General features: G+C 73.4%; 15 protein-coding genes. 12 read left to right on the top strand and 3 right to left on the bottom strand.

Going from position 1 to position 25,231, the window contains the following annotated elements; genetic code table 11:
- Positions 1–123: 123 nt before the first annotated feature.
- Positions 124–1,623 carry an IMP dehydrogenase gene (gene guaB, locus ACFY8W_RS09885; protein WP_391102586.1) on the top strand — a complete coding sequence of 500 codons (1,500 nt, stop codon included), beginning with the start codon at positions 124–126 and terminating at the stop codon, positions 1,621–1,623.
- Between the two features lie 116 nt (positions 1,624–1,739).
- Positions 1,740–2,864, top strand: a complete 1,125-nt coding sequence (locus ACFY8W_RS09880) for a GuaB3 family IMP dehydrogenase-related protein (protein WP_391102584.1) — start codon at positions 1,740–1,742, stop codon at positions 2,862–2,864.
- A gap of 88 nt (positions 2,865–2,952) precedes the next feature.
- Here ACFY8W_RS09880 and ACFY8W_RS09875 read toward each other — a convergent pair whose 3' ends face one another.
- Entirely contained in the window at positions 2,953–4,206 is a 1,254-nt protein-coding gene (locus ACFY8W_RS09875; protein ID WP_391102581.1) for a nucleotide sugar dehydrogenase, read from the bottom strand.
- A 265-nt stretch (positions 4,207–4,471) separates the two neighbouring features.
- On the opposite strand from ACFY8W_RS09875, the gene ACFY8W_RS09870 reads away from it, so the two are divergent.
- The 6 genes from ACFY8W_RS09870 to ACFY8W_RS09845 all read left to right on the top strand — a co-directional run bounded on the left by ACFY8W_RS09870 (position 4,472) and on the right by ACFY8W_RS09845 (position 17,552).
- Entirely contained in the window at positions 4,472–6,178 is a 1,707-nt protein-coding gene (locus tag ACFY8W_RS09870) for an FAD-dependent oxidoreductase (RefSeq protein ID WP_391102579.1), read from the top strand.
- A 164-nt stretch (positions 6,179–6,342) separates the two neighbouring features.
- Positions 6,343–8,790 carry a protein kinase gene (locus ACFY8W_RS09865; protein ID WP_391102577.1) on the top strand — a complete coding sequence of 816 codons (2,448 nt, stop codon included), beginning with the start codon at positions 6,343–6,345 and terminating at the stop codon, positions 8,788–8,790.
- A gap of 81 nt (positions 8,791–8,871) precedes the next feature.
- On the top strand, positions 8,872–11,925 hold the full coding sequence (locus ACFY8W_RS09860; protein ID WP_391102575.1) for a protein kinase: 3,054 nt from the start codon (positions 8,872–8,874) through the stop codon (positions 11,923–11,925).
- Between the two features lie 312 nt (positions 11,926–12,237).
- A complete protein-coding gene (locus ACFY8W_RS09855) occupies positions 12,238–13,935 on the top strand; it encodes a protein kinase (protein ID WP_391102574.1) in 1,698 nt (565 codons plus the stop codon).
- 104 nt (positions 13,936–14,039) lie between these two features.
- The gene (locus tag ACFY8W_RS09850; protein ID WP_391102572.1) at positions 14,040–15,680 is read left to right on the top strand and encodes a succinic semialdehyde dehydrogenase; all 1,641 of its coding nucleotides are present in this window, start codon (positions 14,040–14,042) and stop codon (positions 15,678–15,680) included.
- Between the two features lie 42 nt (positions 15,681–15,722).
- Positions 15,723–17,552, top strand: a complete 1,830-nt coding sequence (locus ACFY8W_RS09845; RefSeq protein ID WP_391102570.1) for a GMC oxidoreductase — start codon at positions 15,723–15,725, stop codon at positions 17,550–17,552.
- Positions 17,553–18,147: 595 nt separating this feature from the next.
- On the opposite strand, the gene ACFY8W_RS09840 is transcribed toward ACFY8W_RS09845, so the two are convergent.
- Complete coding sequence (locus ACFY8W_RS09840; RefSeq protein WP_391102567.1) at positions 18,148–18,438, bottom strand: chorismate mutase; 291 nt, start codon at positions 18,436–18,438, stop codon at positions 18,148–18,150.
- Between the two features lie 379 nt (positions 18,439–18,817).
- Between ACFY8W_RS09840 and guaA the strand changes: the two genes are divergently transcribed.
- The 4 genes from guaA to ACFY8W_RS09820 all read left to right on the top strand — a co-directional run bounded on the left by guaA (position 18,818) and on the right by ACFY8W_RS09820 (position 23,485).
- Positions 18,818–20,419, top strand: coding sequence for a glutamine-hydrolyzing GMP synthase (gene guaA / locus ACFY8W_RS09835; protein ID WP_391102565.1), 1,602 nt, complete (start codon positions 18,818–18,820; stop codon positions 20,417–20,419).
- A 124-nt stretch (positions 20,420–20,543) separates the two neighbouring features.
- Positions 20,544–21,344, top strand: a complete 801-nt coding sequence (locus ACFY8W_RS09830; protein ID WP_391102563.1) for a class II aldolase/adducin family protein — start codon at positions 20,544–20,546, stop codon at positions 21,342–21,344.
- Between the two features lie 137 nt (positions 21,345–21,481).
- Positions 21,482–22,720, top strand: a complete 1,239-nt coding sequence (locus ACFY8W_RS09825; RefSeq protein ID WP_391102560.1) for a hypothetical protein — start codon at positions 21,482–21,484, stop codon at positions 22,718–22,720.
- Between the two features lie 222 nt (positions 22,721–22,942).
- Positions 22,943–23,485 carry a DoxX family membrane protein gene (locus ACFY8W_RS09820; protein WP_391102558.1) on the top strand — a complete coding sequence of 181 codons (543 nt, stop codon included), beginning with the start codon at positions 22,943–22,945 and terminating at the stop codon, positions 23,483–23,485.
- A 156-nt stretch (positions 23,486–23,641) separates the two neighbouring features.
- On the opposite strand, the gene ACFY8W_RS09815 is transcribed toward ACFY8W_RS09820, so the two are convergent.
- Positions 23,642–25,135, bottom strand: a complete 1,494-nt coding sequence (locus tag ACFY8W_RS09815) for a PspC domain-containing protein (RefSeq protein ID WP_391102556.1) — start codon at positions 25,133–25,135, stop codon at positions 23,642–23,644.
- Positions 25,136–25,231 lie beyond the last annotated feature (96 nt).

Raw genomic sequence — 25,231 nt, 5'->3', positions numbered from 1 at the left:
GTGTCCCTCACGTACACGTAGGAACATCCAAAGCTGCCGGCTGATCTTGATCGTGGAATGAGACACCGCCGCGGGCCGTTAGCATGGACATCCGCACCGATCAAGGCCATTGGGGAAGGTGTCATGACCAACGTCGACGGAGTGCCCGAGAAATTCGCGACACTCGGGCTGACCTACGACGATGTGCTGTTGCTGCCGGGTGCATCCGAGGTGCTCCCCAACGCGGTCGACACCTCGTCCCGCATCTCCCGCAACGTCCGGGTGAACATCCCGCTGCTCTCGGCGGCGATGGACAAGGTGACCGAGTCCCGCATGGCGATCGCGATGGCCCGTCTGGGCGGCGTCGGCGTGCTGCACCGGAACCTCTCGGTCGAGGACCAGGTCAACCAGGTCGACCTGGTCAAGCGTTCCGAGTCCGGCATGGTCACCGACCCCATCACGGTGCACCCGGAGGCGACGCTCGCCGAGGCGGACGCGCTGTGCGCCAAGTTCCGCATCAGCGGTGTCCCCGTCACCAGCCCCGACGGCAAGCTCCTCGGCATCGTGACCAACCGCGACATGGCCTTCGAGAGCGACCGCAGCCGTCAGGTCCGCGAGGTCATGACGCCGATGCCGCTGGTCACCGGCAAGGTCGGCATCTCCGGCGTCGACGCCATGGAGCTGCTGCGCCGGCACAAGATCGAGAAGCTGCCCCTGGTCGACGACCAGGGCGTGCTCAAGGGCCTCATCACCGTCAAGGACTTCGTCAAGGCGGAGAAGTACCCGAACGCGGCGAAGGACGCCGAGGGCCGCCTGCTCGTGGGTGCCGCCGTGGGCGCCAGCCCGGAGTCCCTGGAGCGCGCCCAGGCGCTCGCCGGGGCCGGCGTGGACTTCCTGGTCGTCGACACCTCGCACGGCCACAACAGCAACGCCCTGAGCTGGATGGCGAAGATCAAGTCGAGCGTGAACGTCGACGTGATCGGCGGCAACGTCGCCACGCGTGACGGCGCCCAGGCGATGATCGACGCCGGTGTCGACGGCATCAAGGTCGGCGTGGGCCCGGGCTCGATCTGCACCACCCGCGTGGTCGCGGGCATCGGTGTCCCGCAGGTCAGCGCCATCTACGAGGCCTCGCTGGCGGCGCGTCCGGCCGGCATCCCGCTGATCGGCGACGGTGGTCTGCAGTACTCCGGCGACATCGGCAAGGCGCTGGCCGCCGGCGCCGACACCGTGATGCTCGGCAGCCTGCTCGCGGGCTGCGAGGAGTCGCCCGGCGAGCTGCTCTTCATCAACGGCAAGCAGTTCAAGTCGTACCGCGGCATGGGTTCGCTCGGCGCCATGCAGTCCCGCGGCCAGGGCCGGTCCTACTCGAAGGACCGCTACTTCCAGGCCGAGGTCGCCTCCGACGACAAGCTCGTGCCCGAGGGCATCGAGGGCCAGGTGCCCTACCGCGGCCCGCTGGCCAACGTCCTGCACCAGCTCGTCGGCGGCCTGCGCCAGACCATGGGCTACGTGGGCGCAGCCACGGTCGAGGAGATGGAGTCCAAGGGCCGCTTCGTCCGGATCACGGCGGCGGGTCTCAAGGAGAGCCACCCGCACGACATCCAGATGACGGTCGAGGCGCCGAACTACAGCCGGAAGTAGCTTCCGGTCACACAGCGCGATCCGTGGGGGTGGTTCCGGCATATGGCCGGAGCCGCCCCTTCGGCGTGCGTCGGGGATACTGGTAGGCGCAGACACAGAGGGAAAGGCCACACAACGTGACTGAGATCGAGATCGGGCGCGGCAAGCGCGGCCGCAGGGCGTACGCGTTCGACGACATCGCCGTCGTACCGAGCCGGCGCACCCGGGACCCGAAGGAGGTCTCGATCGCCTGGCAGATCGACGCCTACCGCTTCGAGCTGCCGTTCCTGGCCGCCCCCATGGACTCCGTCGTCTCGCCGCAGACCGCCATCCGCATCGGCGAGCTGGGCGGCCTCGGCGTGCTGAACCTCGAGGGCCTGTGGACCCGCTACGAGGACCCGCAGCCGCTGCTCGACGAGATCGCCGAGCTCGACGAGGCGACCGCGACCCGCCGTCTGCAGGAGATCTACGCCGCTCCGATCAAGGAGGAGCTGATCGGGCAGCGCATCAAGGAGGTGCGCGACTCGGGTGTGGTCACCGCCGCCGCGCTCTCCCCGCAGCGCACCGCGCAGTTCTCCAAGGCCGTGGTCGACGCCGGCGTGGACATCTTCGTGATCCGCGGCACGACCGTCTCCGCCGAGCACGTCTCCGGCGCCGCCGAGCCGCTGAACCTGAAGCAGTTCATCTACGAGCTCGACGTGCCGGTGATCGTCGGCGGCTGCGCCACGTACACCGCCGCCCTGCACCTGATGCGCACCGGCGCCGCGGGCGTCCTGGTCGGCTTCGGCGGTGGCGCCGCGCACACCACGCGCAACGTGCTCGGCATCCAGGTCCCGATGGCCACCGCCGTCGCCGACGTGGCCGCGGCCCGCCGCGACTACATGGACGAGTCCGGCGGCCGCTACGTGCACGTGATCGCCGACGGCGGCGTGGGCTGGTCCGGCGACCTGCCCAAGGCCATCGCCTGCGGCGCGGACGCGGTCATGATGGGCTCCCCGCTGGCCCGTGCCACGGACGCCCCCGGCAGGGGCCACCACTGGGGCATGGAGGCCGTCCACGAGGACGTGCCGCGCGGCAAGCTGGTCGACCTCGGCATGGTCGGCACCACCGAGGAGATCCTCGCGGGCCCGTCCCACACCCCCGACGGCTCGATGAACTTCTTCGGCGCCCTGCGCCGCGCCATGGCCACCACGGGCTACAGCGAGCTGAAGGAGTTCCAGCGCGTCGAGGTCACGGTCGCCGAATCCGAGCACAAGCGCTGACCCGCCTCCTGCGTACGACGAGGGCCCCGCACCGGGTGGTGCGGGGCCCTCGTCGTCGTACGGCGGGGCGCTCGCGCGCGCCCTCCCGTCACAGCCGGTGCGCCGCTCCCGCCGGGGTCGCGCCGCGGGTGTCGAGGAGGAGCTGGGCCTTCACCGACAGGCCCTGCAGGTCGTACGTGCGGTGGTGCTGGAGCAGGATCGTCAGGTCGGCGTGGGCGGCGGCCTCGTAGAGGGAGTCGGCGCGCGGGACGGGCAGGTCGCGCACGCGCCAGTCGGTGACGTACGGGTCGTGGTAGCTGACCGCCGCGCCCAGGTCCATCAGGCGGCGGGCGATCTCGTCGGCGGGCGCGCCCTGCCGGTCGGCGAGGTCCGGCTTGTACGTGATCCCGAGCAGCAGGATCCGTGCGCCGCGCGCCGACTTGCCGTGCTCGTTGAGGAGCGTGGCGCAGCGCTGCACCACGTACTGGGGCATCCGCTCGTTGACCTGGCCGGCGAGTTCGACCAGGCGCAGCGGGCGGTGGCCGGGCAGGCGCTCGACGGGGACGCCGTGGCCGCCGACGCCGGGGCCGGGCCGGAAGGCCTGGAAGCCGAAGGGCTTGGTCTCGGCGCAGCGGATGACGTCCCAGAGGTCGACGCCGAGTTCGTGGCAGAGCACCGCCATCTCGTTGACCAGGGCGATGTTGACGTGCCGGAAGTTGGTCTCCAGGAGCTTGACCGTCTCGGCCTCGCGCGGTCCGCGCGCGCGGACCACCTTGTCGGTGAGCCGCCCGTAGAAGGCGGCGGCGGACTCGGTGCAGGCGGGCGTCAGGCCGCCGATCACCTTGGGCGCGGCGGCGAGCCCGCGCGCGCCGCCTTGGACGCGGCTGCCGGGGTCGAGGCGGCCGGGCGAGTACGCGAGGTGGAAGTCGCGCCCGGCGCGCAGCCCCGAGCCCTTCTCCAGGAGTTCGCGCAGCGGGCCCTCGGTGGTGCCGGGCGGCACGGGGGACTCCAGGAGGACGGTGGTGTGGGGGCGCAGCCGGGCGGCGAGGGCGCGGGCGGCGTCGGTCACGGGCGTGAGGTCGAGGGTGCCGTCGGGCCCCGGCGGGGTGGGCGCGCAGATGACGGCGGTGCGGACGCGACCGAGTTCGGCCGGGTCGGTCGCGGGCCGGAAGCCCGACGAGACCATGCGGCGGATCTCGGCGGCGGTGAGGGAGCCGTCGACGGGGGGACGCCCGGCGGCGAGTTCGGCGACGGCGCGGGGATCGGTGTCGTAGCCGACGGTGGCGACACCGGCCGCGGTGGCTGCTTGGGCGAGGGGGAGTCCGTGGTGGCCGAGGCCGATGACGGCGAGATCAGCGGGCATGGGGGTGGGCCGTCCTTCCCAGTAGCCGGAGGGGACGCGGTGCGCAAGCCCTGTGGACCGAGAGAGGCCGACGCGATGTCAGACTAAGAGTAAATATGACCGTTGTGCGGCATTGTGGGCCCGCAGGTCGCCGAGTGTTATCCACAGGGTGGGGCAGGGGCGGTGGCTGAAGTCGGGGTGCCGGGACAGAATCGAGTCTGTGAGCCGGACCACACGGGCCCGGTTCGCGTGCTGGACAGTCGGGGGACGACGGGAGGCAGCAACCGTGAGGACAGCGACACTGGGACCCGCCGAGCGCGCCGAGGCGCTCGCGGCGATGGCCGAGCACGAACTGGACGTCCTGGTCGTGGGCGCCGGAGTCGTCGGCGCGGGCACCGCCCTGGACGCCGTCACCAGAGGCCTCTCCACCGGGCTCGTCGAGGCCCGCGACTGGGCCTCCGGCACGTCCAGCCGGTCGAGCAAGCTGATCCACGGCGGCCTGCGCTATCTGGAGATGCTCGACTTCGCCCTGGTCCGCGAGGCCCTCAAGGAGCGCGGTCTGCTCCTCGAGCGGCTCGCGCCCCACCTCGTCAAACCCGTCCCGTTCCTCTACCCGCTGCAGCACAAGGGCTGGGAGCGGCTGTACGCGGGCTCGGGCGTCGCGCTGTACGACGCGATGTCGGTCTCCTCCGGGCACGGCCGCGGCCTGCCCGTCCACCGCCACCTCAGCCGCCGGCACGCCCTGCGCGTCGCCCCCTGCCTGCGCAAGGACGCCCTCGTCGGCGCCCTGCAGTACTACGACGCCCAGATGGACGACGCCCGCTTCGTCACCACCCTCGTCCGCACCGCCGCGAGTTACGGGGCGCGGGTCGCCGCCCGGGCCCGGGTCGTCGGCTTCCTGCGCGAGGGCGAGCGGGTGGTCGGCGCCCGCGTCCGGGACGTCGAGACCGGCGGCGAGTACGAGGTCAGGGCCCGTCAGGTCGTGAACGCCACCGGCGTGTGGACCGACGACACCCAGGCGCTCATCGGCGAGCGCGGCCAGTTCCACGTCCGCGCCTCCAAGGGCATCCACCTCGTCGTGCCCAAGGACCGCATCCACTCCACCACCGGACTCATCCTGCGCACCGAGAAGTCCGTACTGTTCGTCATCCCCTGGGGCCGGCACTGGATCATCGGCACCACCGACACCGACTGGGACCTCGACAAGGCCCATCCGGCCGCCTCCAGCGCCGACATCGACTACCTCCTGGAGCACGTCAACAGCGTGCTCTCGACGCCGCTCACCCGCGACGACGTCCAGGGCGTCTACGCGGGCCTGCGGCCCCTGCTGGCCGGCGAGTCCGACGCCACCAGCAAGCTCTCCCGCGAACACACCGTCGCCCACCCGGTGCCCGGCCTGGTCGTCGTCGCCGGCGGCAAGTACACGACCTACCGCGTCATGGCCAAGGACGCCGTGGACGAGGCGGTCCACGCGCTCGACAAGCGCGTCGCCGCGTGCGTCACCGAGGACACCCCGCTGCTCGGCGCCGAGGGCTACCGGGCGTTGTGGAACGCCCGCGCCGGAATCGCCGCGCGCGCGGGACTCCACGTGGCCCGCGTCGAGCATCTGCTCAACCGCTACGGCTCCCTGACGGAGGAGATCCTCGGCCTCGTCACCGCCGACCCGGCCCTCGGCAAACCCCTGCCCGCGGCCGAGGACTACCTGAAGGCAGAGATCGTCTACGCCGCCTCGCACGAGGGCGCCCGCCACCTCGACGACGTCCTCACCCGGCGCACCCGGATCTCCATCGAGACCTTCGACCGGGGCACTCTGAGCGCCCGTGAGTGCGCCGAACTCATGGCGCCCGTCCTCGGCTGGGACGCCCGGCAGATCGACAAGGAGGTCGAACACTACGAGAAGAGGGTCGAGGCGGAACGCGAGTCGCAGCGCCAGCCGGACGACCTCACGGCGGACGCGGCACGGCTCGGCGCGCCTGACATCGTGCCGATCTGACCCGATCAGGGCACCTCTGGGAGGTGTCCGACGTTCTCGGAGTGCGGACCCGGGGGAGTCAGCGGTCCCGGAGTGAGGGACAATGAGCTCTCTTCCAGGGCGGGTTGCCGCATCGAGCGGGAGCGCCGGACGCGGGCGAGAAACAGGGATCGCAGAGGGGACGCATGTCGGAGGCGGAGCAGTCGCGGGACTCGGGGCAGGACCCCCGGCGGGACTCCGCCGCGGGCGCCGCCACCGACGGCGACCGGGGTGCGGTTCCGGCCGCGCGCAAGGCGGAGCGGGACAAGGACGCGACGGAGTCGAAGGACACCAAGGCGCCCGAGGAGTCGACGGCGTCCGGGGGACCGGAGGCGCCAGAGGAACCGAAGGCCGCCGCGGCTGGTGACGGCCGGTCGGCCGCGGAGCCGGAGGACGACCGGCCCACGGACACGCCCACCAGCGTGATGGGCACCCGGAAGGCCGCGCGGGAACCGAAGGACGCGGCCGCGGCCACGGCCTCCGGCAAGGCGGGCGACCCGGCCGGCGCCGCCGGCGGTGCCGAGCCCGCCAAGGCGCCCGTCGGCCTGGCCAAGGGCAGCGGATCCACCGCCGGTGCCGCAGCCGCCGGACCCGAGCGCAAGGGCCCCGCGCCCGTCAAGGCGCCGGTCGGCCTGGCGAAGACCAGCAGGTCCACCGACGGGGCCGCTCCGGCGGCCGGGTTCGGCGCCGACGCGACCGGAACCGGCGGGCGGACCGGCCGCACTGACACGTCGTCCGCCGAAGGACGGCTGCTGGCCGGGCGCTACCGGCTCGGCGTCGTCCTCGGCCGCGGCGGCATGGGCACGGTCTGGCGCGCGGTCGACGAGACGCTCGGCCGGACCGTCGCGGTCAAGGAGCTCCGCTTCCCCAACAGCATCGACGAGGACGAGAAGCGACGCCTCGTCACCCGGACCCTGCGCGAGGCCAAGGCCATCGCCCGGATCCGCAACAACGGCGCCGTGACCGTCTACGACGTCGTCGACGAGGACGACCGTCCGTGGATCGTCATGGAGCTCATCGAGGGCAAGTCCCTCGCCGACGCCGTGCGCGAGGACGGCACGCTCACCCCGCGCCGCGCCGCCGAGGTCGGCCTCGCCATCCTCGACGTGCTGCGTTCCGCGCACCGCGAGGGCATCCTGCACCGCGACGTGAAGCCGTCCAACGTGCTGATCGCCGAGGACGGCCGGGCCGTCCTCACCGACTTCGGCATCGCCCAGGTCGAGGGCGACCCCTCGATCACCTCCACGGGCATGCTCGTCGGCGCGCCCTCGTACATCTCGCCCGAGCGGGCCCGCGGCCACAAGCCCGGCCCCGCCGCCGACCTCTGGTCGCTCGGCGGACTCCTCTACGCCGCCGTCGAGGGCAGCCCGCCCTACGACAAGGGCTCCGCCATCGCCACGCTCACCGCGGTGATGACCGAGCCCGTGGACCCGCCGAAGAACGCGGGCCCCGAGCTGGAGAAGGTCATCTACGGCCTGCTCGCCAAGGACCCCGCCCAGCGCCTCGACGACGCGGGCGCGCGGACCCTGCTGCGCGCCGTGCTCGACGCGCCCGAGGCACCGCCGGCGCCCTCGCCCGAGGCGACCCGGGTCGTACCGCTGCCCCCGCTGCCCGAGGGCCCGCCGGCCGGTTCCGGCGACCCGGCCAAGTCCGCGAAGCCCGCCGACGTGGCGGCCGAGCGGATGCGCGGCGCCCTGAAGTCCGTGCGCAACGCCGCCGCCGCGGCCAGGACCGAACCCAAGCGCCCGGCCACCGGAGCGGGTACGCCGGACCGGCCCGCCACGGCCAGGGCCTCGCTCACCGACGTGGTGCCGCGCCGCACCCTGGTCATCATCGCCGCGGTCGTGCTCGTCGCGCTGCTCGGCACCATCCTGTACGTCGCCCTCGGCGGCGGCCAGAAGGGCGCCGACCAGGGCAAGGGCGGGAACACCGCCGGCACCACCGCCTCGGCCGGCAGCTCCTCCGGCGGGGCCGACGGCCAGAACACCGACAAGTCGCCGAGCGACCCGGCCCAGCAGGGCAGCGGCGGCAAGCCCGCGGTCAACGGCGGCCAGACCGGCACCACGCCGTCCGGGTCGCCCGGTGGCGACCAGGACGGCGGCGACGGGGCCGACGGCGGCGACGGGTCCAAGCTGCCCCCGGGCTACGTGATGGTCACCAACGACCGGTTCCACTTCTCGATGGCGATGCCGGGCTCCTTCCGGATGACCGACATAGCGGGCCAGAACTCCGGCGGCATCTTCAACGCCGCCAAGGGCTCGTTCCCGCGCGTCCAGGTCGACTACAACGACAGCCCGAAGGACGACGCGGCCGCCGCCTGGAGCGCCGCGATGGCCGGGGTCGCCGCCTCCAGCAACGGCTACAAGCACATCGGCATCAGCCCGGTCTCGTACAAGGGCTACCCGACCGTCGCGGACTGGGAGTTCGAGCGCAACCAGGGCGGCCAGCGGATCCGGATACTGAACCGGGGGTTCAAGGTCGACGCCGACCACGGCTACTCGATCATGATCAGCTGCCGTGCCGACGCGTGGGACGCGGCGGAGTGCAAGACGCTTCGGGAGACCGCGTTCGCCACGTTCAGCCCCAAGGACTGACGGGCGGCACGTATCGTGAGAGGCCCCGCCCGACACCGTGAGGGCGGGGCACGGGGGACGGCAGGCGCGTGGGGAGGCGTCGTGGACGACTACGCCGGAAGGGTGCTCGCGGACCGCTACCGCCTGCCCCTGCCGCCGCCCGACGCGTACGAACTCGTCGAGACGCGCGCCTTCGACACGTACAGCGGCCAGGAAGTCCGCATCCGGCAGGTGCCGCTGCCCGAGGTCGTCGACGCCGAACTCCTCGACGACCAGCCCTACGCGGATCAGGGCCGGGCGACCCGCCGGCCGGCCGATCCGACGGTCCGCCGCGCCGTGGAGGCGGCCCAGGCCGCCGCCCGGATCCCCGACCACCCGCGCCTCGACCAGGTCTTCGACGTGTTCGCGGAGGCCGGATCCCTGTGGATAGTGAGCGAGTTCGTCGCCGCCGCTCCGCTCTCCGAGCTGCTCGCCGACGGCCCGCTCAGCCCCTACCGGGCCGCCGAGATAGGCGCCGACCTGCTCACCGCCCTGCGCGCCCTCCACGCGCACGGCTGGACCCACCGCAACGTCACCGCCCGCACCGTCCTCGTCTGCGACGACGGCCGTGTCGTCCTCACCGGCCTCGCGGCCGGCGCCGCCGAGGAGGCCCTCTGCGGCTACGCGCCGGTCCCGGAGGCCGACGAGTTCCCGTACGCCGCCGGACCGCAGGCCACGGAGCCGTACGAGGGGCCGGACGTCCACGAGGCCGAGACGTACGACGCGTACGAGGACGACGGCGAATACGGCGAATACGGCGAGTACGGCTCAGGCCACGTCGGCCACCTCGGTCACGACGGCCATGAGGGTGACGGCCGCTCCCTGGTGGGCGGTCACGAGCCGGAGTCGTTCGCGCCGGAGCCGTACGCTCCGGACTCCCGGGGCACCCTCCTGCCGCGGGCCCGCGGCTCCGAGCCGTATCCCGACGAGACGTACCTGGAGGAGACGGCCGACGACGAGGCCTACTTTGACGGGAACCACGCGGACGGCCGGGAGGCCGACGAAGACGGCTCCGGCGAGTACGGCTCCTACGGGGACGGCCGTTACGAGGACGGCTCCTACGGGGACGGCCGCTACGAGGACGGCCCTGACGGGGACGGCACCGACACGCCCGGCATCACCGGATACGGCCCGCACGGCGGCACCCCGTACGGGCCCGGGCGCGCGGGGCGGCCCGAGCTGTCCGTCGTGCCCGTCGTACCCGTGCCCGCCGTGCCGCCCGCCGCGGACCCGCGCGCGGCCCGGGCCGGGGCCATCGCCGCCTACCGCGCGGGCGCACGCGCCGCCGCCGCGATCGGGGAGACCGGCACCCTTCCGGCCCAGCGCCCGGCCGAGCCCGCCGGACCTGCGGGCCCCTCCGGTCCCGACGGTCCCGCCGGACCCACGCCGCCGTCCGGCCCGCCCACGCCTCCCGAGCCGCAGTGGTGGTCGCGCGTGGGCGACGACGACGATGACGGCCCCGACGACGACGAGACCGGCGGCACCTACGGCACGCCCCCCGGCGCCACGCCCGGCGGCCCGCCGCCCCGCGCGTACCTCACCGGCAGCTGGAGCGACGGCCCGCACGCGGCCCGCGACGGCGGGCGTCCCGTCCCCGCCGGCGGCACCGCGGGAACGGGCGGTCCGGTGCTGCCCGCGCTACCCGCCGGATACCGCGCCGCCGCGCCCCGGCCGGCCCCCGAGCCCGTGCCCGTTCCGGCCGCCGCGTCCGGCGACGCGTACCGCGGACCGGTGACACGGCTGGGCGCCGAGCGGGCCCGGCAGACCCGGATCGCCGTGGTCGGCGCCGTCACCGAGCGGTGGGCGCCCGAGCAGGCGGGTCCGGTCCACGAGCACTGGCGCCTCGCGCCGCCCATCGGCCCCGCCACCGACCTGTGGGCGCTCGGCGCGCTGCTCTACCGGGCGGTCCAGGGCCACGCCCCGTACCCCGAGGACAGCGCCGCCGAACTGGTCCAGCTGGTCTGCGCGGAGCCGCCCGCCTTCGCCGAGGAGTGCGGTCCGCTCCGGCCCGTCGTGGAGTCCCTGCTGCGCCAGGACCCGACCGAGCGCCCCGACGTCGAGGAGCTGAGCGGCTGGCTGCGCTCGCTGGTCCGCTCGGCGCCCGAGCCGGAGGCCGGGATCGGCGTCGTGCCGCTGCCGTCCCCAGACGCCACCCGGCTGCCGATCGTGCGCCGCCGCGGCGAACTGGTGCGCCGGCGGCGCGGCGGGGCCGGGGGCGGCCGGCACCGGCACCGGCACGCCAAGGGGCGTGCCGCGCGCGAGTCGGCGTACGCGGCGCACGCGGAGCAGCCGGCGCACTCGACGGCGTACCAGGGACACACGGCGTACCCCGACGACCTGGCGCACGAGGAGATCCCGCAGCGCGCCGCCCGCATGCCCCGCGCACCCGGGCGCGACGGCGGCTCGCCGCGCGCCCTCGGCCGGACGCTGCTGCTCCTGATCCTCCTCCTGCTCGCCGGGGCCGTCGCGTACGCCGTGCTGTTCCTGCCCAAGGCGGGGGAGGAGAAGGGCGGTACGGGCGCGCCGCCGGCGAAGTCCGGTGCTCCGGCGCCGTCCTCGGCCCCGGCCGGCACCGGCGGTCCCTCGGGCGGTGCCGCCACCCGGCCCGCGCCGCAGCAGTCGCGCACCACCCCGCCCGCCGTCGATCCTTCGGCCCCGTCCCTCCTGGCCGGGTACGAGCTGCGCAGGGATCCCGAGGGGTTCCAGGTGGGCGTGCCGCGCGGCTGGCGGCGCAGCCCGATCAACGATGCCGGACAAGTGCGCTTCACGGGCGGTGACTTCACGCTGATCGTGGTGCCGGGCCGGGACACCGTGCAGGCCAACGGCTCGGACCCGCTGGTGTACCAGCGGAGCAAGGAGCGCGAGCTCCAGCCCTGGCGGGACTCGTCCTGGTCCGGCGCCTCCGACCTGCGTCAGGTCGTCATCGGTCAGCAGACCATGGCGGTGGGGCAGTTCACCTGGCAGGACAGCACGGGGCGCGAGGTGTTCGTGCGCAACCTGGCGCTGATCGAAGGCGGCCGCTACCACGTCGTGCAGGTCATCGGCCCGGAGAACGAGCGGGACAAGGTGTCCCAGATCTACGACCAGGCGGTGAAGGCGTACCGGGTCACCCGCTGACCACGGTCGTCGCCCGGCCCGCCGCGGTCGTCACCCGCTGACCACGGTCGTCGCCCGGCCCGCCACGGTCGTCGCCCGACCACCCGCCGGCCATGTCCGCCACCCCCCGGCCGCGTCTGCCACCCCGTCGGTTCCGCGTCCGCCCGCCGGTCCCGTCGGTTACCCGCCGGTCGTATCGGCGCCTCAGGTGCGGACTGCGCCAGTGGCTGAAAACCGCCGCTGGTTACAGGTTGTTCCCAAAGCCCGCCCCGAGGTTCCGTGTTCCGCACCCTTCTCCGTAACCTTGCCTACGAAGCAAACAGGCGGGGGCACGTGGAACATTCTGAGAGCACCGGCACCGGGCTGCTGCTCGCCGGGCGCTACCGGTTGGGCGAGTCCATCGGGCGCGGCGGCATGGGCAAGGTCTGGCGCGCGCACGACGAGGTGCTGCACCGTGTGGTGGCCGTCAAGGAGTTGACGGCGGGCCGGTTCGTGGCCGAGGCCGACCGGCTGGTTCTGCACGCCCGGACGCAGAAGGAGGCACGGGCGGCGGCCCGGATCACCCACCCGGGCGTGGTCACCGTGCACGACGTCCTGGAGCACGACGACCGGCCGTGGATCGTCATGCAGTACGTGGACGGGCCCTCGCTCGCGGACGCGGCGAAGGAGGCCGGCACGATCGAGCCGCGCGAGGCGGCCCGGGTCGGGCTGCACGTCCTCGGCGCGCTGCGCGCGGCGCACGCCGCCGGGGTGCTGCACCGGGACGTGAAGCCGGGCAACGTGCTGCTCGCGCGCGACGGCCGGGTCCTCATCACCGACTTCGGGATCGCCGCCATCGAGGGCGACTCCTCGATCACCCGCACGGGTGAACTCGTCGGCTCCATCGACTACCTGGCCCCCGAGCGGGTGCGCGGCGGCGACCCCGGTCCCGCCTCCGACCTGTGGTCGCTGGGCGCCACGCTGTACGCGGCGGTGGAGGGCAACTCGCCGTTCCGCCGCAGCTCGCCGATCAGCACGATGCAGGCCGTGGTGACGGAGGAGCCGCCGTACCCCGAGAAGGCCGGTCCGCTCGCCCCCGTCATCGTGGCGCTGCTGCGCAAGGACCCGGAGCAGCGCCCGCGCGCCGACGAGGCCGAGCGGATGCTGCTCGACGCCATGGAGGGCCGGGCGCCGCAGGCCGCGCAGGCGTACGTGCCGACGCAGCGGGTGGGTGCGGAGGAACTGGCCGAGGCCGCGCCCTCGGTGACGACCCCGCTGCCCGTGCCGCACGACGACCCCGCGGCCGTCCAGGCGGCCGCGCCCGCCACGGCGACCCCCGCCCCGGCATCCGCCGGCGCGACCGTCCCCGGTCTGCCGGGCGGCGGCAGCGGCGCGGGCTCCGCCGGGGGCCGCGGCCGGTGGCGTCCCGCCCTGCTCGCGGCCGTCGTCGCCGGGCTGCTCGCGGGCGGCGCGGTCTTCGCCGCGATGACCCACATGGGCGGCACGGGCGACAAGGGCACCGGCACGTCCACCACCACCCAGGGCAAGGACACGGGCAAGGACGGCAAGGATCCGGCCAAGGGCACCGTCCCCGCCGGCTGGCACCGGGTCCAGGACCCGGAGGGCTTCAGCCTGGTCGTCCCCGACGGCTGGAAGCGGATGGAGGACGGCGACCAGATCGACTACACCCCGGACAACGGCAAGCACCGGATCCGGGTCAGCATCGACGACTCGCCCGACTTCGAGAACCCGTACATGCACCTGCTCGACCTCGAGAAGATCGTGGCGAGGCGGGCCGAGTACGAGCGGATCCGGCTGACCCAGAACACCTTCCGCGACCAGGTCAATTCCGCCGTGTGGGAGTTCACCTGGATCGAGAAGCAGACCTTCCCGGGACCCCGCCACGCGATCGACCAGGTGTACTACGGCGACGACGGCACCGAGTACGCCCTGTTCATGGCCTCGCCGGAGGACAGCTGGGAGCGGACGCGTGAGCAGTTCGACATCGTGAAGAAGTACTGGAGGGCACCCGGAGACGCCGTAAGCCCCTGATCAGGGCTTATGTGCCAGCGAACACTGGCGCGGTTGTGTGTGGTGGGTGAAAACGCGTTACCGACGGGTACCCAAAGCGGGGAATGCCCCCTACCCTCGCCCTCATGACGGACTCGCAGGCACTCGCCACCACGGCCCAGGTCGCCCCCGCGGCCCCCCTCGGCACCAACCCCGTCGCGCCCGCGCCCGCCGGCGCGCGCACCGCCGCCGACGTGGTCACGCCCGAGCTGGTCGCCCGCCTCACCCGCGGGGTCGCGGGCTCCGGCCGTACCGCCAACCACACCCCCTTCACCGGGGACGCGCTGGCGGACCTGCCCGAGTCCACGCCCGAGGACGTCGCCTCCGCCTTCGCCCGCGCCCGCGCCGCCCAGGGCGCCTGGGCCGCGACGCCCGTCAGGGCCCGCGCCGCCGTGCTGCTGCGCTTCCACGACCTGATCCTCCAGCGGCAGGGCGAGATCCTCGACCTCATCCAGCTGGAGACCGGCAAGGCGCGCCTGCACGCCCACGAGGAGGTCCTGTCGGTCGCCGTCGCCGCCCGCCACTACGGCCGCAAGGCGCCCGCCTACCTGCGCGCCAAGCGCCACACCGGCGTCGTGCCGACCCTCACCAAGGTCACCGAGCTCCGCCAGCCGCGCGGCGTCGTCGGCCAGATCGCGCCCTGGAACTACCCGCTGGAGCTGTCGGTCGGCGACGCCCTGCCCGCCTTCGTCGCGGGCAACGCGGTCGTCATGAAGCCGGACACGGAGACCGCGCTCACCGCGCTGTGGGCCCGCGACCTGCTGATCGAGGCCGGACTGCCCGCCGAGGTCTTCCAGGTCGTCATCGGCGAGGGCCCGGTCGTCGGCCCCGAGGTCGTCCGGCACGCCGACTACGTGTCCTTCACCGGCTCCACCCGCACCGGCCGCGAGGTCGCCCAGGGCGCCGCCGCCCGTCTCGTCGGCGTCACCCTCGAGCTCGGCGGCAAGAACGCCATGCTGGTCCTGAAGGACGCCGACATCGAGAAGGCCGCCGCCGGCGCCGTCCGTGCCTGCTTCTCCTCCGCCGGCCAGCTGTGCATATCCATCGAGCGGCTGTACGTCCACGAGTCGATCGCCGACGCCTTCGTCGAGCGCTTCGCCGCCCGTACGAAGGCGATGCGGCTCGGCAACTCCCTCGCGTACGGCGCCGACATGGGCTCCCTGGTCGGCGAGCGCCAGCTGGAGACCGTCACCCGGCACGTCGAGGAGGCCGTCGCCAAGGGCGCCAGGGTGGTCGCCGGCGGCGTCGCCCGCCCCGACATCGGCCCGCTCTTCTACGAGCCGACGATCCTGGACGGCGTCGAGGCCCCGATGGCCGTCTGCGCCGAGGAGACCTTCGGCCCGGTGGTCTCGATCTACCGCTTCCGCGACGAGGACGAGGTGGTCGAGCTGGCCAACGCCACCCCGTACGGCCTGAACTCGTCCGTCTGGACCAGGGACTCCCGCCGCGGGCACGCCGTCGCCGCCCGGCTGCGCACCGGCACCGTCAACATCAACGAGGGCTACGCGCCCGCGTACGGCAGCGTGCGCGCCCCGATGGGCGGCATGAAGGACTCCGGCCTCGGCCGGCGCCACGGCTCCGAGGGCATCCTCAAGTTCACCGAGGCCCAGACCGTCGCCCAGCAGCGGCTGATCCCGCTCGCGCCCTCCTTCGGGATGGACGACGAGAAGTACGCGGCCTTCATGAGCGCGTCCCTGAAGGCGATGAAGGCCCTGCGCCTGCGCTGACCGCACCCGATTTCGCAGCCCCTTTCTCGTACGAGGAGAGCCATGACCGCGGTACCCCCTGCCCAGAACCAGGCCGAGGACGGCGCGTACGACGAGGACGGCACGTACGACTACGACGTCGTCGTCGTCGGCTCCGGCTTCGGCGGCTCGGTCACGGCTCTCCGCCTCACCGAGAAGGGCTACCGGGTCGGCGTCCTGGAAGCCGGCCGCCGCTACACCCGCGAGACCCTGCCGAAGAACTCCTGGGACCTGAAGAGGTTCCTGTGGGCGCCGGCCCTCGGGCTCTACGGCATCCAGCGCATCCATCTGCTCGGCAACGTCATGGTGCTCGCGGGCGCCGGCGTCGGCGGCGGCTCCCTCAACTACGCCAACACCCTCTACGAGCCGCTGGCGCCGTTCTTCGACGACCCGCAGTGGAAGGACATCACCGACTGGCGCACGGAGCTCGCCCCGTACTACGACCAGGCCAAGCGGATGCTGGGCGTCCGGCTCAATCCCACGATGACGCCGTCCGACGTGCACCTGAAGGCGACCGCCCAGGCCATGGGCATCGGCGACACCTTCCACATGGCGCCCGTCGGCGTCTTCTTCGGCGACGGCTCCGACGCCGACGGTTCGGAGAAGGTGCGGGCGAAGCCGGGCGGCGAGGTCGGCGACCCGTACTTCGGCGGCGCGGGCCCCTCCCGCAAGGCCTGCACCGAGTGCGGCGAGTGCATGACCGGCTGCCGGCACGGCGCCAAGAACACCCTCAACGAGAACTACCTCTACCTCGCCGAGAAGGCCGGCGCCGTCGTCCACCCCATGACCACGGTCGTCGCCGTCACCGAGGACTCGCGCGGCGGCTACGCCGTCAGGACGCTGCCCACCGACAACCGGAAGAAGGGCGCGGGCCGCACCTTCACCGCCCGCCGGGTGGTGATCGCGGCCGGCACGTACGGCACGCAGACGCTGCTGCACCGGATGAAGGACACCGGCCTGCTGCCCGGGATCTCCCGCCGCCTCGGCGAACTCACCCGCACCAACTCCGAGGCTCTCGTGGGCTCGCAGACCACCGACCGCCGCTACCGCAAGCGGCACGGCAAGGAGCGGGTCGACTTCACCAAGGGCGTCGCGATCACCTCGTCGATCCACCCGGACGAGAACACCCACATCGAGCCGGTCCGCTACGGCAAGGGCTCCAACTCCATGGGCGGCATGACCGTCCTCCAGGTGCCCTACGGCGCGCACCGGGTCCGCAGGTGGTTCCTGGAGCTGGTCAAGCACCCCGCGCTCGCCGCGCGCTCGCTGTCCAACCGCCGCTGGTCGGAGCGGACCATCATCGGCCTGGTCATGCAGTCCCTGGACAACTCGCTGACCACCTACCGCAAGCCCGGCGGCCTCGGGAAGGGCCTGCTCACCGCCCGCCAGGGCCACGGTGCGCCCAACCCGACCCAGATCGAGGCCGCGACCCGCGCCGCCTCCCTGATGGCCGAGGAGATCAACGGCTTCGCCGGCTCCAACATCGGCGAGCTCATGGGCACCCCGCTCACCGCCCACTTCCTCGGCGGCTGTCCGATCGGCGCGGACGCGGACTCCGGCGTCATCGACCCGTACCACCGCCTCTACGGCCACCCCGGCATCTCGGTGGTCGACGGCGCGGCCGTCTCCGCCAACCTGGGCGTGAACCCGTCCCTGACGATCACGGCGCAGGCCGAGCGGGCCATGTCGTTCTGGCCCAACAAGGGCGAGGAGGACCAGCGTCCGCGCCAGGGCGAGGCGTACGTCCGGCTGGCGCCGGTCGAGCCGAAGTCGCCCGCGGTCCCGGCGGAGGCCTTCGGCGCGCTGAAGCTGCCGTTCCTCGGCATCCCGGCGGTCCCGCCGAAGAAGGCCTGAGCGAATCCCCGGGAGATCCACGGGCTCTCCGGGGACATTCCAGAAAAGTGGAAAGGGCGCTGCACCCCCCTCCGAGTGCAGCGCCCCTCCAGCTTCTTGGTGGTGCTGCATAGATGACCGGTGACCTGGGGGATTGGTTGTAGCCCGCTCACGAGATCTTTATGTGACGCGCGTCACGTTCCCTGGAGGCGGGCAACGCAAGGGCCCCGCAGCGCGATTCCGGTCGCGCGCGGGGCCCTGAGGGGAGTGCGGGGAGCACGGGAGTGCGGGGAGCACGGGGAGTGTGGGGGAGCGGGACGGTGGGGTCTCGGATCGTTCGGCCGGTTGCGGTCGGCCCCGGGCGTCCCCGGGACCGACCGCCCTTTCTGGGTGACCGGGCTGCTGTCCCCTGCCGTCCGGTCACACGCGCTGGGGCGAGGTCCCACGACGCACCAGAGGTACGTCACACGCCCCAGCGAAGCCACGCGTGGTCTTTATTCGGGCCCGCCCCTGGCTGGCACGGACATCACGACCAACGAACCGGCGCCGCGCGCGGTCACGCGCCGTACGGGTGAGGGTGCGACCGAACTCAGGTCCGTCACCCCGCCCCGGCGGGTCAGATGCGGCCCCGGCAGAGCTCCAGCATCGTCATCGCGAGCGCCGTGCCCGGCTTGCCCAGCGCGTCGCGGTAGTGGCCGAGGACCTCCATCTCGCGCGCCAGGTTCACCCGGCGGCCGCCGGAGGAGATCCGGGCCTCCTGGATGACGGCCGAGACGGCCATCCGTTCCTGGATCAGACCGATGATCCGGTCGTCCAGCGCGTCGATCCGCTCCCGGGCGTCGCCGATCACCGCGGCGGCCTCGTCGGTGCGGGCGCCGGTCTTCTCGGTCTGGGTCATGGCGGTCATGTGGGGCTCCTCGTGGTCTCGGAGATCGCGGAGATCTCGGTGGTCTCGGGATGCCCCGGGGCGGTACGGCCCGGGAAACGCCAGACGCCCCGGGCCTTGTCGGCCCGGGGCGCCTGGGAAGTCGCTTGTCAGTTGCTCAAGCAGCACGACCATGGCAGCCGGTGGGCCGGTTGCCATAGGTAAAGACGAAGGTCGGGAGCTTGCGCATGGAGCCAGTATGGACCCCACCGGGCGGCCCGGGCCAAACCGGGCCCGGATGGTGAGACGAAGGCCACGTCGGTTCGGATGGTGAGACGAATCGAGCCACCGGCGCGCCGGTAGAATCGACAAATAGCCCCCCTGTCGGGGGAACCGCTCCTACCGCCGGAAGGCCGCCGTAGTGTCATCAGCGCCCCCCGCTGCCGCGCCCGACGTCACCAACCCGGACGTAGTCCTCGTTGTCGACTTCGGCGCCCAGTACGCCCAGCTCATCGCCCGTCGCGTCCGTGAGGCGCGGGTCTACAGCGAGATCGTCCCGTCCACCATGCCGGTGGCCGAGATGCTGGCCAAGAACCCCAAGGCGATCATCCTCTCCGGCGGCCCGTCCTCGGTGTACGCCGAGGGAGCCCCGCGGCTCGACCGCGAGATCTTCGAGGCCGGTGTCCCGGTCTTCGGCATGTGCTACGGATTCCAGCTGATGGCGACCACCCTCGGTGGCACCGTCGACAACACGGGCGCCCGTGAGTACGGCCGCACGCCGCTGCACGTCTCCAGGGCCGGTTCGACCCTCTTCGAGGGCACGCCGGTCGAGCAGTCCGTGTGGATGTCGCACGGCGACGCCTGCTCCGCCGCCCCCGAGGGCTTCACCGTCACCGCGTCCACCGACGTGGTGCCGGTCGCCGCCTTCGAGAACGACGAGAAGAGGCTCTACGGCGTCCAGTACCACCCCGAGGTGCTGCACTCCACGCACGGCCAGCAGATCCTGGAGCACTTCCTCTACCGCGGTGCCGGCATCGAGCCCACCTGGACCACCGGCAACGTCATCGAGGAGCAGGTCGCGGCCATCCGCGCCCAGGTCGGCAGCAAGCGCGCCATCTGCGGCCTGTCCGGCGGCGTCGACTCCGCCGTGGCCGCCGCCCTCGTGCAGAAGGCCATCGGCTCGCAGCTCACCTGCGTCTACGTCGACCACGGCCTGATGCGCAAGAACGAGACCGAGCAGGTCGAGAAGGACTTCGTGGCCGCCACCGGCGTCCAGCTGAAGGTCGTCGACGCGCAGGAGCGGTTCCTCACCGCGCTGGCCGGCGTCTCCGACCCGGAGACCAAGCGCAAGATCATCGGCCGCGAGTTCATCCGCGTGTTCGAGCAGGCGCAGGCCGAGATCATCGCCGAGGGCGCCGCCGACGGCGAGGAGGTCGCCTTCCTCGTCCAGGGCACGCTCTACCCGGACATCGTCGAGTCCGGCGGCGGCACCGGCACCGCCAACATCAAGTCCCACCACAACGTGGGCGGCCTCCCCGAGGACCTGGAGTTCGAGCTCGTCGAGCCGCTGCGCCAGCTCTTCAAGGACGAGGTCCGCATGGTCGGCCAGGAGCTCGGCCTGCCCGAGGAGATCGTCCAGCGCCAGCCGTTCCCCGGCCCCGGCCTCGGCATCCGCATCGTCGGCGAGGTCACCAAGGAGCGCCTGGACCTGCTGCGCGAGGCCGACGCCATCGCCCGCGAGGAGCTGACGGCCGCCGGTCTCGACCGCGAGATCTGGCAGTGCCCGGTCGTGCTGCTCGCCGACGTCCGCTCCGTCGGCGTCCAGGGCGACGGCCGCACCTACGGCCACCCGATCGTGCTGCGTCCGGTGTCCTCCGAGGACGCCATGACCGCCGACTGGTCGCGGCTGCCGTACGAGGTGCTCGCCCGCATCTCGACCCGCATCACGAACGAGGTCGCGGACGTCAACCGCGTCGTCCTCGACGTGACGAGCAAGCCGCCGGGCACCATCGAGTGGGAGTGACCCCTCCCGCGCGAGCCTGAGGCGCGAGCCCGAAGCCGCCGCCCCCGTACGTCGTACGGGGGCGGCGGCTTCTTTCCCGTACGGGATCTGGTGAGTTGACCTGCCGGGCGTTACCTTCCGGCGCATGACCGAGATACCGGCGCCCGTCCCGGCCCCCGTTCCTGTCGACCAGCTCCACTTCGCGATGCCGCCCGTCCACGCGACGGCCGCCGAGGAGCGCGCCCACCGCAAGCAACGGCTCGCCGCCGCGCTCCGGGTCTTCGCACGGTCCGGATACGAGGAGGGCGTGTCCGGGCACATCACCGCCCGCGACCCGGAGCACTTCGACTGCTTCTGGGTGAACCCCTTCGGCGCCCCCTTCGCCGAGCTCACCGCGAGCGACCTGATCCTGGTCAACGGGGACGGCCAGGTCGTGTACGGCGCCCACCACGTCAACCAGGCCGCGTTCACCGTGCACGCCCAGGTCCACCGGGCCCGGCCCGACGTCGTGGCCGTCGCCCACACCCACTCCCCGCACGGGCGGGCGCTCGCCGCGCTCGGCGAGCTGATCGACCCGATCACCCAGGAGGCCTGCGCCTTCTACCAGGACCACGCCCTCTACGACGCCTACACGGGTGTCACGGTCGACCCGGAGGAGGGCCGGCGGATCGCGGTCGCGCTCGACTCCTTCAAGGGCATCGTGCTGCGCAACCACGGGCTGCTCACGGTCGGTTCCTCGGTCGACGCGGCTGCCTGGTGGTTCATCGCCATGGAGCGGTGCGCCCAGGTGCAGCTGGCCGCCCGGGCCGCGGGCAAGCCGGTGCTCATCGACCACCGCGACGCCGTCGCCACCCGCGAACAGCTCGGCAGCGACCTGGTGGCCTGGATCAACTACCAGCCATTGTGGCGTCGGATCAGCCGCACGGAGCCCGAACTCCTGTCGTAGAAAACTCCTTTACGTCAATGTGATGACTCTTCAATCACTCCCGCGTGAGGGGTGCAGGACCCTGCTCGCGGGCATCGTGTGCGGCACAATTCCCAGGAATCGACAGCCAGTTGACCTAGCGGGAAGGGGGCGGCGCAGTGGCGGTGCAAGAGGCGAGACAGTGCGGGGCGGACGCGGAGGGCGGCGGCTGCCCGCACTGCGGACGCTCCGGCCACCGGCGGGCCGTCGCCGCCTTCCTCGCCCGGCGTGACGAACTGGCCGCGGGCCACGGCGTGCCCGCCGCCCTCGCCCACTCGCCGGTCGCGTCCCGCCAGTGGGTCTCCGACGAACTCGCCCAGTCGGCCCGCACCGTCGCCGCCCGGGGTCTGGAGGCCGGCGCGGCCCGCTCCGGCCGGGTGTACCGCGGCACCCTCGCCGCCGTGTGGGGCGGCGTCCTCGCCCTGCTCCTCGGGCAGGCGCTCACGGCCCTCGGCAGCGGCTGGACCGGCACCCGCACCGCCGCGCTCGGCGCCGCCGTGCTGCTCGCCGCCGCCCTGACCGCCGCGGCGCGGCTGCACCGCGGCCGGGGCGGGGTCCTCGCCCCGCTCCTCGGCGAGGACAACCGGCTCTCCACCTCCCGTACCGTCGCCGCCTGCTGGCTCCTCCTCTCCGTCTTCGCCGTGCTGCACCTCTCCCTGCTCCTGGCCGGCGGCGCGCCCCTCGTGGACCTGGGCCTGCGGCGCGGTGCCGGGCTGCTCGCCGTGCTCGTCCTGGTCGGCTGGTGCGCCGTGACCGCCCGGCTGATCGTGGCGCTGCGGGTCGCCGCCCGGCGGCTGCAGAAGGTCCGCGCCGACCGGCCGCGCCCGGCCGACCTGCTGTGCGACGACGACGGGCGGGCCGACCTGGCCGACGTCCAGTACGTGCTCGTCTCCGTCGCCGTCCTCGCCGTCGCGGCCGTCCGGCTGTGCCGCGCCCCGGAGCGGCTTCCCGAGCTGCCCTGGGCGCTCGTGCTGCTCGTCGCCGTCTCGGTGACCTGCCAGCTCGCCGGCAAGAGCGTCCAGGGCGGGCGGCCCAAGATCTTCTCGGTCGTCAGGGCCCGCGAGGCGGGTGACCTCGACGCGCCGATCCGCACCGGCGACGACATCGAGATCCGCGGCAGCGGCTTCGTCCCGGCGGGAGCGGCCGCGCCCGAACCGCTGACCCGCCTGGTCGTCCGGATCGGCCCCGTCCACGCCCACGTGCCGCTCGTCCCCGTCCCCGGCGGCTTCGCGAACCCGACCGACACCGCCCTCACCGTGCCGCTCCCCGCGGACGTGGAACCGGGCCGGGTGGAGGTGTCGGTCGTGACGGCCGCCGGGGTCGAGACCAACCGGGTCACCATCGACGTCCTCGACTGACCGCGGCCGCGGCCGGACACGATCCGCCCGCCGGCGCCCGCGATCCGCCCGTCGGCGCTCGCGCTCGTCCTCGCTCGCCCGCGGCCGGCCGCGACCCGGACGCGTGGCGGCGAACGGCGCGCCCTTCACAGGGAACTCCCGGCCCCGGGAATGTCCTCGCACAGGTAATCCGAGGAGAATCGTCCCCTGGAGACGGGTACGGGGCACGAGAGGCGGCCGGACATGACGGGACGTACGGACGGAACGACGTGGGGCCAGGGCTCCGGCTCCGGGGACCGGCCGGGCGGCCCCGGCGGCATCGACGGCTGGAAGGCCCTCGCCACCCGCTACGCGCTCGTCCCGCTGCGGATCTTCCTCGGCGTCACCTTCATCTACGCCGGGCTCGACAAGCTGACCGACTCCTCCTTCCTCGCCGAGACCGGGCCCGAGTCCATCGGCGAGGTCATGCGAGGGGTCCGCGACACCTCGGCGCTCCCGGCCCTCGTCGACCTGGCCCTCAAGAGCCCGGTCGGCTTCGGCTACGCCATCGCGCTCGGCGAGCTCACCGTCGGCCTCGGCACCCTCTTCGGACTCTTCGCCCGGGTGGCCGCGCTCGGCGGCGCGCTGATCTCGCTGAGCCTGTGGCTGACCGTCAGCTGGCAGGTGAGCCCGTACTACCTCGGCAACGACCTCGCCTATCTCATGGCCTGGCTGCCGCTGCTGCTCGCCGGCGCTCCGGTGCTCTCGCTGGACGCGCTCCTCGCCGACCGGCGGCGTATGAGGTAGGCGGTCCAGGAGGTGAGGGCCGCGAGTCCGAGGCCTCCGCAGAGGACCGGTACCACCACGTACCAGGCGACGGACCAGGTGCCCGCCGCGTCTCCCAGGAACAGGGCCGCGAGGGCCAGGGCCGCCAGGCCCAGGACCATCCGGCCGGGGCGGAACTCATGCAGCAGCACGGACGACCTCCACCTGTCCGACTCCGACCTCCAGGTGGAGGTCGACGGTGCCGCCCGGCGTGACACCGGGTGGCGGAACGAGCGTCCGGGTCTCGTCGAGATCCGGCGCGATGTCGATGTCGCCCCCTGGCTCCGACGGCGGTGCCGGTGTGACGGGCGGTGCCAGGGTCGGCGCCTTCGGCGCGGCGGCCGCCGCCGGCCCGTCCGAGGGGCGCGCAGGGGCCGACGGGGCGGTCGGGGCGGCCGGCGCGTCCGGGGCCCGGGTCGGCTGGGCGGCGGGCAGCATGAGGTCGCCGAGGCCCACCTGGGCGCGCAGCGTCACCGTCGCGTTCCGCGGCACGATCACCTTCAGCTTGCCCGCGCCGACCTCCACCCGCGTCGACACCGTCGTCCCCGCCGGGACCGCGAGGTGGGAGAGGTCGAGCGTGCCGACGCCCGTCCCCAGCTCGTACCGCGGCTGCACCGCCGCGACCGCCGCCGGGCGCCAGGTCTCCCGCGCCCAGACCGTGGAGATCTCCTTCGGCAGCACCGAGGCGATCGCGAGCAGGCCCGCCGTGAGGACCATGAGGCAGAGCGTGCCGAATCCGGTGCGGCCGAGGAAGCTGCTGACGAGCAGGCCCAGGCCGATCACACCGAGCGCGGCCGCGAGACCGATCTGCAGGCTCGTGCCCAGCGGATGCCCGTCCCACGACAGGCCCGTGCCCAGACCGCCCGCCATCAGGGCGAGCAGGAAGACCAGTCCGCCGATGGACACCGGCCCGCCGCCGACCGGGCGGGACGGCACCGGGCGCCCGGGGGCGGGCCGCGGGCCCCACTGGCCGCCGGGCTTGGGCACCTCACCGTCGACCTTGCCGTCCCGGTCGACGATTCCGTGGGGGCCCCAGAGATAGCCGATGGCCACCTTGCCGGTCGAGCCGTCCTTGACGATCGGGTCCCGCCACCACGACGGGAACTCCACCAGGGGCGGCGCCTTGGTCTCCGGCGGCGCCTCCGCGACCGCGAGCGCGGCGGCCGGGTCTATCCGGCCGCCCTCCTCCGCCGTGGCGGCGACCCCGGGTCGCCGCTGCGACCAGACCGCCGCGCCGCTCACCCCGAGCGCGAGGACGAGGGCGAACGCCATCGTCCCCCCGTTCCGCAGCATCGACAGGAAGATCCCGCTGCCCACGAGCGCCATCAGCACCGCCGACAGCGAGGAGCCCGAGACCCGGCCGGTGAGCAGCCTGCGTCCCTCGTTCTCCTCCTCGCCCGCGAGCGGCATCACGAGCCACGCGAAGCCGTAGAAGATCAGCCCGACGCCGCCGGTCACCGCCAGCACGCCCAGCGCGACCCGGAAGATCACCGGGTCCAGGTCGAAGTGCCGGCCGAGGCCGCCGCACACGCCCGCCACGACCTTCTGCCCGCGCGAACGGCGCAGGGGCGGGGCGGACCGGGCCTCCGCCGGCGGCGGGGCCTCGTGGTGCGAAGGCGTCGAACTCGTCATGGGTCCATGGTGACGGCCCGTGACGCCCCGCGGCACCGGGACCGACCCTGCCTTGACCCTGATCTTCCGGGCCCGGGCGACCCCGAGACGCTTCCA

The sequence above is a fragment of the Streptomyces sp. NPDC012637 genome (assembly GCF_042954805.1).
Taxonomy (GTDB): Bacteria; Actinomycetota; Actinomycetes; order Streptomycetales; family Streptomycetaceae; genus Streptomyces.
Note: the sequence above shows the minus strand (reverse complement) of the source record. Positions and strands in the feature narration are given on the sequence as shown.

Excerpts from the sequence above, each read along its gene's own strand:
- ACFY8W_RS09820 (WP_391102558.1), top strand. The coding sequence starts at position 22,943 with ATGACGGGACGTACGGACGGAACGACGTGGGGCCAGGGCTCCGGCTCC.
- ACFY8W_RS09850 (WP_391102572.1), top strand. The coding sequence starts at position 14,040 with ATGACGGACTCGCAGGCACTCGCCACCACGGCCCAGGTCGCCCCCGCG.
- ACFY8W_RS09865 (WP_391102577.1), top strand. The coding sequence starts at position 6,343 with ATGTCGGAGGCGGAGCAGTCGCGGGACTCGGGGCAGGACCCCCGGCGG.
- ACFY8W_RS09875 (WP_391102581.1), bottom strand. The coding sequence starts at position 4,206 with ATGCCCGCTGATCTCGCCGTCATCGGCCTCGGCCACCACGGACTCCCC.
- ACFY8W_RS09840 (WP_391102567.1), bottom strand. The coding sequence starts at position 18,438 with ATGACCGCCATGACCCAGACCGAGAAGACCGGCGCCCGCACCGACGAG.
- ACFY8W_RS09830 (WP_391102563.1), top strand. The coding sequence starts at position 20,544 with ATGACCGAGATACCGGCGCCCGTCCCGGCCCCCGTTCCTGTCGACCAG.
- ACFY8W_RS09815 (WP_391102556.1), bottom strand. The coding sequence starts at position 25,135 with ATGACGAGTTCGACGCCTTCGCACCACGAGGCCCCGCCGCCGGCGGAG.
- ACFY8W_RS09845 (WP_391102570.1), top strand. The coding sequence starts at position 15,723 with ATGACCGCGGTACCCCCTGCCCAGAACCAGGCCGAGGACGGCGCGTAC.
- guaB (WP_391102586.1), top strand. The coding sequence starts at position 124 with ATGACCAACGTCGACGGAGTGCCCGAGAAATTCGCGACACTCGGGCTG.